Source organism: Oleiphilus sp. HI0117, from assembly GCF_001635235.1.
The window spans coordinates 1-350 of sequence record NZ_LWGA01000381.1 but is presented as its reverse complement, the minus strand read 5'-3'; the positions used below and the strand labels follow the sequence as shown (position 1 = coordinate 350).

Sequence of the window (350 nt, the reverse complement as noted above, 5' to 3'; positions counted from 1 at the left end):
CCTTAACCAGTGCTTGTATGACCTATGACCCTTATACCGGTGAAGAAGAAGTATCAAGCGCAACGACAGGCGCAGTGACCGGGGCAGTCGCGGGAGCACTGATCGGGGTTGCAACCTCGAGTAAGTCTGACCGAGGCAAAGGCGCACTTATTGGTGCCGTTGCCGGTGGCGCTATTGGTGGTGGTGCGGGTTATTACATGGACCAGCAAGAAGCAAAACTAAGGCACCAGCTAAAAAATAGCGGCGTAAGCGTTAAGCGTGTGGGCGACGAAATAATCTTAGTGATGCCTGGCAACATTACCTTTGAAACGGGTAAGTCGGATTTACAGGCCAGTTTTGAGAAAATCATT

At 50.9% G+C, this 350-nt stretch carries 1 protein-coding gene; it reads left to right on the top strand.

The features are described from left to right. Window positions 1-350: glycine zipper domain-containing protein (locus A3757_RS04485; protein ID WP_156506175.1), on the top strand; the 350-nt coding region annotated here is incomplete at both ends.